This is a genomic window from Frigoribacterium sp. CFBP 13707 (assembly GCF_014842245.1).
Lineage (GTDB): Bacteria > Actinomycetota > Actinomycetes > Actinomycetales > Microbacteriaceae > Frigoribacterium > Frigoribacterium endophyticum.
In genome coordinates this window covers 1-10528 of the sequence record NZ_JACYVL010000023.1, presented here as the reverse complement: position 1 = coordinate 10528, position 10528 = coordinate 1, and the positions used below count along the sequence as shown (strand labels likewise).

Below are 10528 nucleotides of genomic sequence, written 5' to 3'. Positions count from 1 at the left end.
ACCACGGACGAGGCGACGAGCAGGTAGGCACAGCGTCCCGATAGGGGATCGTCGACCGGCCACGTTGTCGCGAGCCGGGCCACGTTGCCGTTTCAGCGACGGCGTGCCGGCGGCTCTTGGTGTGCCCTGCTGCAATGCTCGAGTCGTGCGGAGCGTCGGTCGTGAAGAAGCCCTGGAGATGTTGAGCGGTTTTGCGCCTGGCCGGAATGTGGGTGACCGCTTCGACGATCTGTTGGTGGGTTTCTCTCGGCAGGACCTAGCGGCTTGCGCGGCATGCTTACGGGACACGGTCGAGGCGATGGACGACTGGGAGTTCCCCTCGGTCATGCCGCTCGAAGTCCACGAGGCCGAGACGGCCGCTGCCGACTTGGAAGCTCTGGCCGACGACGGTCTGCCTTGGGACCCCTCTTCACTGTGGCGTCTAGATCTAGTTCGAGCTCGCCATCTCGACTGGTCTGTTGTCGCCGTCGCAGTTGACGAGGAACCGGGACATGATGAGTCGTGGTTCCGGGTGAGCGTTCGCGAATGCCGATGGCTTGTCGCTGCTGTTCAAAACGCGACGCGTCGGGACCCCGCGCTCATGTCGTCCTCTGTCGCCCCACACGTGGCCGACCTTGCCGTGAGGGAGGCACTGGCTCGAGTCATGACGGACATCGAGCGCCATACCGCGCAGATGTCGTACCGGAGTACACCTGCTCGTGGTGCCAGCGTTGAGGCGTCGCTCGAGATCTCAACGGGGCATGCTCTATGGCAAGCAGAACGTCGGCTGGCCAAGCTCTTCCCGCAGCCGGATCGGGATCTGCTGCCGACGGACGTCTCACGAGGCCGTACCCGCCGTCTTCTAAGGAGATCGTCGAGGCATCGCCTGACGCCACGACGGGCCGATCCGATCAAGGTCTCGTGTTGCGTGACGGACCTCGGTGCAGGATCGCTCGTGCGCCTTGATCTGCGTTGCGCGGATCAGGAATACCTCGCTGGGAAGGCCATCTCAGAGGTCTTCGCACGGTGTGAGAACCTGCAGGAGGCGGCTCGAATGACACTCCGGCAGCCTTGGATTCCGCCTGCCCGATAGGAGGCGACCAGCGGGCGCGGCTCGGCTTCGGTAGATGAAGACGTGTGGCGTTATCGGCGCAGGGTCATCTTCGCCCTGATGCTTGAGGCCTGCCTCTCGAGCGGGTGCGGAGAGAGGCGTTGGGGGCATGTGGAAGTGGCGTGTGTCGGGCGGCTGCGTCGTTGTTCTGGGGATCGCCACGCTGGTCGTGGGCCTTTGGCTTACGGATGCTTGGCTCTCAGGTGCTCTCGTACCCGCCGGCCGAGGTCATCCGCTCTTCGTCGTCACGACTGGTGGGCTGTTCGTGTGGTTAGGTGTCGGTCTTTTCAGTCAGCCGACGCGGGAAGCGGCACGACTGACTCGTGGCGATGAACTGATGGGTCGAGCTCGACGAGCTCACGCAAAGGCACACCAGGACGCGGCTCGACGCGCGCGGCGGAGAGCTCGCTCTGCTCGGTGGCCGTTCAGATGGTTCATTCGCGATTAGGGCGCGCTACCCGGCAAGGGATCGGTCAACAGTCATGCAGGAGGCCCCCATCCCGCGGGTCGTCCCGTCGGCCCAAAGCCCTAACAGAGAGACGGGCAGGGGAGGCTGGCTGTGAGCAGGAACATGCTCATGTTGAAGGCCACAGCAGCGGCGCCAATCAGCCAGAGAGCCGGAACAAGTGCGCGGCGGCCGCGCAGCATGCGATGCCCAGAGAGTGCGGAGGCGAAGAGCCACAGCGACAACTGCATGCCTACCAGTGCGGGCCTGGCCCAGAGGAAGTTGTCGCCCATGATGTCGCGCCAGAAAGTTGCGACGACGATAACGACCAAGGTCGCTACGAAGCCGACGATCAGCACCAAGATCGCGCCCGCGTCGACTCTTATTGGGGGACGCAGAAACGTCAACGACCCGGCGGTGCTCATAACCGAAGCCTAAACGGCTTCACAGCGTCGCTGATAGACCCACGGAGCTGCACGAGACAATGCCCGATAGGCGATCGTTGGCCGGTGCGCTAGTTGCCCTCGTTGCTCCAGATGGGTCGAGCCTGGCGAGCTGCGACTGAGTAGGCGTGATCGTCAAACGTGTGCCGAGCCTCGGACACGTCGAATTCGGGCCAACTCAAGACGAGCTCGAGCCGGCCATCCGGGGGGACGGGCCACAGCCACAGCCGTGCCGAGGTCGTGAAGTAGGAGTCGTCGCCCGACCCGCCCAGTTCCGTGAGGGTCAGCAGCGGTCCTGTCGGAGCCTTGGCGGGATCGTCATGGAACGCGTCGCCGACGTCAGCGACGACTTTCGTGCTGTCGTCGAGGACGACGCCGAAACGGATGCTGCGAGCGGGGTCGACTGCCCCGTTGCCCCAGCGCCCGCCCCCGAACCTGTCCATGAGGGTGGACCAGTCTCGGCGGTTTTGGTGACGGTTGCGGAGCAACCACTGGACGTCGATCTCTAGGCCCGATGCGTGGACCGAGAGCCCGGAGACCGTGACGGCGATGTCGTCGGTCGTGGCCAGGAGTGTCGACACGCCGATACGACTCGGGAGCCAGTCGACAGGGGGCGCAGCCCACTCAGGAGCCACGTAGTGCTCTGACGAGTCGTCGTCGGGAGGCGTGACTTCAGGGAAGAACGTCATGACTCACTTCATCATCTGCACCTGGTCCGCGCAACAGCCTTGGCGAGCTCGTGGATCTGGTCCCGCCTATGCCGTTGCGGATCGTCGGCGGCCATGTGTCGCTTCTGCTCGATGCGTGGCGTCTGGGAAGCTGTCGACGACGACGGGGGCGATGTGCGGCGGGTCTTGGTGTGGGTGATGGTGGTGGCTGCTGCCGGAGCTACGGCTGCGGTGTTCTTGGCGACGCGAATTGCGTCTGCCGCACCGTTGGTGTTCGTCGCGGCAGCATTCCCGCAGCTTGCGTTCTTCGGGGTGGCCCTCGTTTCCGTGGCGGTAGTCATTGCGGCGATCAGGAGCCGCCTCCGACTCGCCACGGCCGCAGGACTAGTCGTCCTCGTCGTTTGCGCCGGCCTCGGAATCGTCCTGACGGCGGGACGGCCTGCACCATCGACAACGGTCAGCGCGTCCTCGATGGCGGGGCAGCTACGAATCCTGTCGTGGAACACCAACCAGCAAGACGTCTCAGCCGAGCAGTTGGGCGCGCTGATCAAGACCGAGCAAGCGAACGTCGTTGCTCTGCCTGAGTACTTCACGGCCGTGGCCGATGGAACTCTCGCCGGGCTCGCCCAAGAGCACGACATGCAGATCATCGGGACCGATTCATCCTCGGCGACATTGCTGATCTCGAAGCATTTCGGCACATATTCGCTGGCCGACCAAGAAGCGACACCGGCGTGGGCTGGGTTCGTCGCGACCTCAGACAATCCCCGTGCCCCCGCCTTGCTCGTGGCGCATCTGCAGCGTCCTTCACTGGTCGACTCGAGCATCTGGCAGAGCCACGCCGACTGGGCGCGGCAACAGTGCGCGGAGCGACGGAACATCGTGGCCGTCGGTGATTTCAACGCCACCCTGGCGAACCTCGGCGGTGACCAGCTCGGCCCGTGTCGGGATGCGGCCGCTGCGCTAGGCCACGAGTCCACAGGCACCTGGCCCTCCGCTTTGCCAGCGTCTCTAGGCGCCGCGATCGACCACACCTTTGTCGGCCCAGGTTGGGAGCCCGCCGCCTTTGCAGTGCTCGACACTCAGGCCGCCCGAGGTTCAGACCACCGCCCCATCGTCACCGTGCTCAATCCAAAGAGCTCGTAAGCCGTCCTAGAAGGGCATCGGCCACGGGGTTTACTTGCGGCCCATTACTCGGCAAGGCAGAGTCGGACGGTGCCACCTGGTTCACTCGGGTGTTGCGGCCGCGGTCGTGACGAGTGCTCGGAGGATTGAAGGATCGACGGACCCGAGGACTCGAGCGCTCACGCGTCCTTCGGGGTCGAGGACGAATGTCGCAGGGGTCGCGTTGGGGGCCGTCTTGCCAGCGAAGGCGAGCTGGACGCTTCCAGTGTTCACGTCGATGGCGGTGGGGTAGGTGACGTCGAATCGTTGGGTGAATGCGTCCGCGGTGGTGGGCTGGTCCCTGACGTTGACCCCAAGGAACGCGGCATCGTCGGCGACGTCCTCGCTTACCGCTTGAAGATCCGCCGCTTCCATGCGGCACGGGACGCACCCGGCGAACCAGAAGTTGAGAACGGCGACCTTGCCTTGATATTCAGCCGCCGTGATCTTTGTGCCGTCGCTAAGTTCGGAGTCGAATTCGATTGGGTCGCCGCGGTCTTCAGGGGCAATTTCGGTCACGACCTGCTCGGCTGAGATGTACCCCTTGTCGTCACCCCACTGCTGTTCGATTCCCGACGATGAGGTGCACCCAGCCACGGCTGCGCAGGTAGCCAAGAGAAGGGCCAAAAGGGACAAACGTCGACGTGTTCGCACGCGTGAGAATAACTCGGCCAACCTGCACGCGAACAGCGTGGCGCTCAGGCGTTCTTTCCCTGACCCGGCTGACCCGTAAAGGGGATTGCTCGGCGGGGCGTGCGTGGGACGTCGCAGGCGTCGACGCGGAAGGCCGGGGTACGGTCTCGCCATGGGGGAACATGAATGCGAGCTGTAGCTGCTGGGATGTTGATGGTGGTCGTTGTGGCGTCACTGGCAGGATGCGTGGCGGCTGTCCCTTTGAGCTCTGCCGACGAGGCCAACGCGGTGGGGTGCGCGCAAGTGACAGTGCATCTTCCTGAGACCATCGCTGAGACCGAAGTGAGACGTGAGACAGATGCCCAGGCCACTGGTGCTTGGGGGGAGCCCGCGTCTGTCCTGCTTCGCTGCGGGGTCACAGAGCCAGGTCCCACGGATCTGCCGTGCTACACGATCCAGGGAGTGGATTGGATCGTCGACTCCCCACAAGACGATCCTGATACCGCCATCCTGACCACCTATGGCCGCTCTCCTGCTGTGGAGGTCGTCTTCGACACAACGACGTTGACGGGCGCTAGCGTCATGGGAGACCTAGCTGATGCCGTCGGGTATCTTCCGGCCAACGGGCGCGTATGCACGAGCGCGGAAGACCTACCCTCCTGAGCCAGGCGTTCTGATGCGCGATCGCCGCACGATCCTGTCGTCGACAGCCCTGACGTGAGCCGGCCCTGTTGGCTTTGCGCCTCAGTCCGATCCCTTGCGTCTAGAGCCCGCCAACCCCGAACCAAAGGGCCGGCATCGACGCGGTGAGCAAGAGCGCCGCTAAACCTAGGCTCCCGACTGTCAGGGGTCGCCGTGCTTCATGTCGGATGCAGCTGGCGATCGCGAGGCCGAGGGAGGTGGCGGACATGATGCCGACAGGTACCCAGGCCGCAAGAAAGATCGGGTAGAGGAACAGCCAGCCTTCGTTGTCCCAGAGGACGACCGGGGCCCACATCGTGGCGTACAGGATCACGTACGAGACGAGAGCCGCAAGGGCCACGATGCCGGACGCCACGGCGAAGGAACTGGCCGCCACGACACGAGACGGGGTGACACGCGGTTCATCGGTTTGGCCAGGCCGCTCCGGGGTGGTCGTCACGATCGAAAGCTAGCAGTCCTAGATAGGGCGTCAACCGCCGGACGACACCTCAGCGTCGTTTACTGGTGCCCGTTAGGGGATGGCTGATCGGGGTCATCGGTAGTGCCGGCTTTAGCCTCTCACTGTCACCACGAATGTTTGGCCTTGGCCTTGAACGGCCTCAGCAGTCCACGGTGCCTCCAGATGTCCATCGTCGTCCTCGTCCAGACCGCGGAGCGCTCGGCCGCTCGGGATGCGGAGGACTGGCCTGGCGGACCCATCCTCGGCTACACAAATGATGTCGACGACCCGCCCACGAACCTTTGTCTCGATACGGGCGGCGTGGTGGGTCGCAAGCACGCGCACGCGACCGTCAGGGTCCTGCCACCGCGTACACGTCAGGTCGACCCATTCGTCTCGCTCGATGGCGTCGCCGCAGCACAAGTGCTCCAAGACGTCCACTTCGACCGTCACATGAACCATCTGTCCTCCCGCTCCATCGTCCTACCCTTCCTCAAAGCAAGCCGGATGTAACGCATGACGAGGTGCGGGAAATCGAACTGCGCCGAGAGGGGATCGGCTACCGAACGGGCGACGCCTCTCGCCGTGCGAGTCGCCGCAGGGTCAGTGCTGCCGTGAGGCCGGCACCTGATGCGGCAATTAGGCCGACAGTGGTTCCGGAAAGGGGATCACCGAGAAGGAGACCTAGGGCCAGGCCTGTTGAGATACCGACAACCGCTGCTGTGGCCAACACCGCTGATGTCTGGCTCCTCGATCTGCCCCAGCGGTGACGCTGCCGCCACAGCGACGCGCTGACGAGTCCGGCGACCGCTCCGATGAGGGCGAAGACCACGGCAGCAGGAACGGCGTAGACGAGCGCGGTGACGACCCATCCCGTGATCCCGGCGCCGTCGAGTCCGGCGAAGGCACCCCACACGACCATCCACACGATGGGCAGCAGCAGCGCACAGCCGGCGCCGACCGCTGCCCCCGTCCCGACCAAGACGCGCACATCCGATCGCGACGCGCGCACCGGACGCTCCACGGCAACGCTCATCTGGCCTCCCCTTTCTTATGAGGCTAGGGCTTGCGCCCGGGCATGGGCATCCCCCGACTAGGTGCGTCGACCCTCCTGAGGAGACGAGCTACGCAGCACGATAAGCGCCCCGGGGAAGGGGGCCTGCGTCAGTGTCCGATAGCCGATGGCTATCGAGATCAATCAGGAGGCCTCGTGAAGCGCACTCAGAGATTGCCCTTTGTTTGCGGACGCCGGCCCTGCCCGAACAGGGGCCTGCGGCCACAATGCAGCATTCAGTAGCCTTCCCGCGTGAGTCGCGCGGCTATGAGAACCTCTGTCCACGTCGTGCGCGCGATGATGCCGGCCTCTCGGCGGCGTTACCAGGCGTTGCGGTGGGTCGGACTCGGGCTCGTCGTGGTCGGCGTCGTCCTGGCCGTGCTCGGGACGGGGATTGTTGGCGTGTTCGCCGTCGTCGTGGTCCTGGGGGGTGGCGTTCTGCTCACCGTCTCATCGGCTCGGTGGTGGAACTTGGCCGTCGACACCGCACGGTCGATCCGTGCCGAGGACGATCCCCGGGCCTGGCCGTTTACCGATCACCCGACTGTCTTGGTCGCCGCCATGAGCAGAGCGCGCCGGACCACCCTGCTGCTCAGTGCGACCCTCTCCGCCCTGGCACTCGTGGCGGGGATCGGTAGCTGGGGCCTCCCCGCGCTGGACCCCGCGCAGCCGACAGTAGCCATTTCGGCAGTCGGCGACGAGCCTGTCTCGACACCGACATCGACCGGCATTTCCACCCGTGGCGCCCACGGTTTGCCCGTCTCGCCGTTCGACGTTGAGGGCGAAGGCGTGCGCATCGGGCAGGTCGAGGATGAGGACGCCTGGTGGGCGCTCTGCGGGGCGGCCATGGGTGACTCCGACTGTCTGGCTTGGGGCGTCGTCGCTTCCGTCGAGTGTGACCTTGACGTGACGATCGGCTTCGCCGACACCGAGACCGGGCCGAGCGCACGCACTGAAGAGCGATCGGTCCGTGTCCGACCGGGGACGCCAGCGTTCATCGCCTCGGTCGGTGAGGAGACGTGGAGCAGCATCGACGCCGCCGAGTGCCGACCGCGACCGGACGTCGACGACCACGTCGCGACATGGTTCCCCACCCTCGACTACGAGGCTCAGCCCGAAGGGTGCTGGGCCCTCGGTTGCATCGGGTTCGACGTTATCCCCAGTCGCGACTGCCCGCGAGCGGACGTGCAGTTCGCCGTGTACGACGGCTACGGCGGCACCGGGAATCCACACGACCTCGTCATCCCCGTTGAACTCCAGGAGGACGTACCCACCACCGTGTGGGCCGGCGGCGTCGAGAGTTTCGAGGGTGACGCCGTCCTCACCCGAATCTCGTGCCAAGCTCAGCCGAACGTCGATCGCGCTGCTGCAGGTGGGCAGCACACGGACAGCTAGCGCTTACTTCCGTTCAGGTAGCCCGTCGGTCAGCGGTCGGTACTCGGGCCGCACCTCCGCCAGAGGATGAGTCGTGCGGCTGCGTCCGATAGGGGATCCCTGAGTGGTCGTCGGAGTGTCGCGTGTATCTTGCGACTTGAATATCATGATCAGTTGAATATAGTGGGCGCATGACCCAATCAGAGATGCGCGAGCCGACGATGCTCGTCCTGACTTCACTCGCCGGCGGGCGCAAGCACGGCTACGCACTGATCGCCGACGCCGCAGAACTCTCCGGTGGCCGAGTCCAACTCAAGGTCGGCACCCTTTACGCCGCACTCGACCGGCTCGTAGAGCAGGGGCTCGTCGCCGTGGCTGGCGACGAAGTGGTCGACGGGAGGAACCGCCGATACTTCGAGATCACCGCCGAGGGCATCGACGAACTCCGGGCCACGGCAAGCCGTCTGGAAGCGAACGCCGCAGCGGCTCGCGCGCGGATCTCGGAATGGCGGCCGCGAGGCATCGCCGGTCAGGTGCAGTTCGGAGGTGCCTCGTGAGCGTCGTCGGCACGGATCGCCAGCACTTGGAGCAGCGATATCGACGGCAGCTCCGGTGGTATCCGGGGCGTTGGCGCCAGGAGAACGAGGACGCGATGGTGGGGACACTGCTCGACGTGGCCGAGGAAGAAGGGCGCGAACGCCCACGCCGGGCAGAGATGCTCGACCTAGCCGCACACGGGCTCGGTGCCCGCCTCTCCGCCGTGTTCCCGGCCACTTCCAGGGACCAGGCTGCGAGCTTTGCTCTCGCAACAGGGGTGGCATGGTCGCTGGTTTACTTCATCGTGCAGGACTGGATGCCCTGGAACCCCGGGGCGCACGCTTTCGCTCTCGACCCGTTCGGTCCGTTCAACAGTGCCGGTGTCCTGGTCACGGCGCTGTGGGTTCTGGCCGGGGTGCTTGTGCTCGCCAGGCGCGGCACGGCCGCCAGGTTCAGCACTCTAGGCGCCGCGGCACTGGCCGTCGTCTTGATCGTCGTGCAGACCCCGTCGTCACCGGAGTACACGGTGGTGTACCCGAGCCCTGACCGGGTGACGTTCGTCCTCCTCGCAGGTCTTGGCCTCATCGCTGCTGTCGGCAAGCCACGCCGAGAGTGGACGGCCGCTGCGTCGGCTGCAGGCTGGTTCGCCGCTTTGTCCGGCGCGTTGCTCATCATGAACCAGCTCGACAGGGTCTCGGTTCCGCTGGCTGCCGGGCGACCGGGTTGGTACGACTTCTTCAACCGCTACCTCTGGTCAGGCGGCCCGCTGGGCCCCGGCGTGGTGGGCATCTTGATCGTGGTTGCCCTATCTGCCGCAGTCGCTTTCCGAGTCACCGGGCACCGCCTTGGAGGCACGCTCGTCTTATCGGCCGTGCCCTGGGCAGCCAGCGATTTAGTCAACTGGGCCATTTACCTAAGGGACGACCCCTCGGCCCTTGTCCTGGCTGTAGTGATGGTCGTCGTCTGGGTCGCGCTGTCAATTGCGGCCCTGACGTTGCGACCCCGAGTGCGGGAGGAAGGGCAGGCTCATGGAGCACCCGATCCGGCCTGACGACATCGACCTGCCACCAACTCAACCCATCGACATCAGTCATTGGCTGACCCACGGTGATTCGGCAGAACGGTAACGGAGACCGCTAGAGCGACGTCGTAGACGGTGCCCGATAGGGGATCGGCTACCGGGCCTGCGGCCCTCGACTGCGGGCTAGGCAGAATGGCCAATCACCGCCACTGTGGATCGAATGAGCGCTAAGCGGCTGGTTTGGGTGGCTCTGCCGGTTCAGATGGTGGTCTGCGGTGCCTTGCTGTTCGTAGACGGTTTGGCCGCATTCTCGAGTGTCGCCACCGAGGGGGCGTTCACGGCGTTAGCAGTAGCCGTAATCGCGGCCGTCACGACGATCGCGGCTCTGATCGTTGGGCTTCCGCTTCGTCTCGTGCCTGGGCTGCGCCGCTTGTGGCTTCGGCATCCCCTGGTGACGGTGGTCGCCCTGGGAGTGTCGATCGTTGTTGCCGTGACTGCCTGGTTCGTTGGGGAGGCAGGGATGCAACACTTCACTTCGTTCCAGGGGATGCCTGCTTACGAGGCCTATGTGCCTGACTGGCCGGTAGCGATCACGGGCTGGCTCTTGCTCGCCGTGACCAGCGCGCATGCTTGGTGGCCTCACGCTCGTTTGGCGGAAGCAGCCTCTAGGCCGATCGCCCGCTAAGTCCGTCCGATAGGGGATCGCTCGCCGGTCAAGGACGCGTCGTCAGGAGGCGACGGTCTCGTATTCGGCGTCCATCTCTGATGCAAGCCCTTCTAGGTCAATGGCCGACGGCTCACCAGTAGCCACCCCGGTGAGGTCCACCACCATCCAGTTGCCGCCATGCACCAATGGCACGGGACCTTGTTGGGTATCGCTCCACAGGTCAAGAGCCTTGTCCAGTGCGGCCTGGTCCCCATAGAGGTCGATCTGCACGTGAGGCAGGCACAGCACTTG

Annotated in this window: 13 protein-coding genes; 7 read left to right on the top strand and 6 right to left on the bottom strand. The window is 65.1% G+C overall.

Going from position 1 to position 10528, the window contains the following annotated elements; genetic code table 11:
- The first annotated feature begins 298 nt into the window (after positions 1-298).
- The gene (locus IFT45_RS16380; protein ID WP_192129494.1) at positions 299-1072 is read left to right on the top strand and encodes a hypothetical protein; all 774 of its coding nucleotides are present in this window, start codon (positions 299-301) and stop codon (positions 1070-1072) included.
- Between the two features lie 546 nt (positions 1073-1618).
- Here the strand turns inward: IFT45_RS16380 and IFT45_RS16375 are convergent.
- Both IFT45_RS16375 and IFT45_RS16370 read right to left on the bottom strand, forming a co-directional pair.
- Entirely contained in the window at positions 1619-1960 is a 342-nt protein-coding gene (locus IFT45_RS16375; RefSeq protein ID WP_192129492.1) for a hypothetical protein, read from the bottom strand.
- Positions 1961-2049: 89 nt separating this feature from the next.
- Positions 2050-2667: a hypothetical protein gene (locus IFT45_RS16370; protein WP_192129490.1), complete on the bottom strand. Its 618-nt coding sequence runs from the start codon at positions 2665-2667 to the stop codon at positions 2050-2052.
- Between the two features lie 93 nt (positions 2668-2760).
- On the opposite strand from IFT45_RS16370, the gene IFT45_RS16365 reads away from it, so the two are divergent.
- Positions 2761-3792 carry an endonuclease/exonuclease/phosphatase family protein gene (locus IFT45_RS16365; RefSeq protein WP_192129488.1) on the top strand — a complete coding sequence of 344 codons (1032 nt, stop codon included), beginning with the start codon at positions 2761-2763 and terminating at the stop codon, positions 3790-3792.
- A gap of 81 nt (positions 3793-3873) precedes the next feature.
- On the opposite strand, the gene IFT45_RS16360 is transcribed toward IFT45_RS16365, so the two are convergent.
- Complete coding sequence (locus tag IFT45_RS16360; protein ID WP_371811067.1) at positions 3874-4407, bottom strand: TlpA family protein disulfide reductase; 534 nt, start codon at positions 4405-4407, stop codon at positions 3874-3876.
- 222 nt (positions 4408-4629) lie between these two features.
- On the opposite strand from IFT45_RS16360, the gene IFT45_RS16355 reads away from it, so the two are divergent.
- Complete coding sequence (locus IFT45_RS16355; protein WP_192129483.1) at positions 4630-5106, top strand: DUF3515 family protein; 477 nt, start codon at positions 4630-4632, stop codon at positions 5104-5106.
- 100 nt (positions 5107-5206) lie between these two features.
- Here IFT45_RS16355 and IFT45_RS16350 read toward each other — a convergent pair whose 3' ends face one another.
- On the bottom strand, positions 5207-5584 hold the full coding sequence (locus tag IFT45_RS16350; RefSeq protein ID WP_192129481.1) for a hypothetical protein: 378 nt from the start codon (positions 5582-5584) through the stop codon (positions 5207-5209).
- Between the two features lie 183 nt (positions 5585-5767).
- Here IFT45_RS16350 and IFT45_RS16345 point away from each other — a divergent pair, with 183 nt between their 5' ends.
- The gene (locus tag IFT45_RS16345) at positions 5768-6097 is read left to right on the top strand and encodes a hypothetical protein (protein WP_192129479.1); all 330 of its coding nucleotides are present in this window, start codon (positions 5768-5770) and stop codon (positions 6095-6097) included.
- A gap of 46 nt (positions 6098-6143) precedes the next feature.
- Here the strand turns inward: IFT45_RS16345 and IFT45_RS16340 are convergent, their stop codons facing one another.
- Positions 6144-6620 carry a hypothetical protein gene (locus IFT45_RS16340; protein ID WP_192129477.1) on the bottom strand — a complete coding sequence of 159 codons (477 nt, stop codon included), beginning with the start codon at positions 6618-6620 and terminating at the stop codon, positions 6144-6146.
- Positions 6621-6890: 270 nt separating this feature from the next.
- On the opposite strand from IFT45_RS16340, the gene IFT45_RS16335 reads away from it, so the two are divergent.
- From IFT45_RS16335 to IFT45_RS16325, 3 genes are all read left to right on the top strand, one after another.
- Positions 6891-8033 (top strand): hypothetical protein, encoded by a 1143-nt coding sequence (locus IFT45_RS16335; RefSeq protein WP_192129475.1) that lies wholly within the window; start codon positions 6891-6893, stop codon positions 8031-8033.
- 170 nt (positions 8034-8203) lie between these two features.
- Positions 8204-8569, top strand: coding sequence for a PadR family transcriptional regulator (locus IFT45_RS16330; RefSeq protein ID WP_192129473.1), 366 nt, complete (start codon positions 8204-8206; stop codon positions 8567-8569).
- The gene (locus IFT45_RS16325) at positions 8566-9600 is read left to right on the top strand and encodes a hypothetical protein (protein ID WP_192129471.1); all 1035 of its coding nucleotides are present in this window, start codon (positions 8566-8568) and stop codon (positions 9598-9600) included. The genes IFT45_RS16330 and IFT45_RS16325 overlap by 4 nt, the downstream gene beginning before the upstream one ends.
- Positions 9601-10297: 697 nt before the next feature.
- Here IFT45_RS16325 and IFT45_RS16320 read toward each other — a convergent pair.
- The coding region (locus IFT45_RS16320; protein ID WP_206759083.1) for a hypothetical protein at positions 10298-10528 on the bottom strand (231 nt) is incomplete at its 5' end.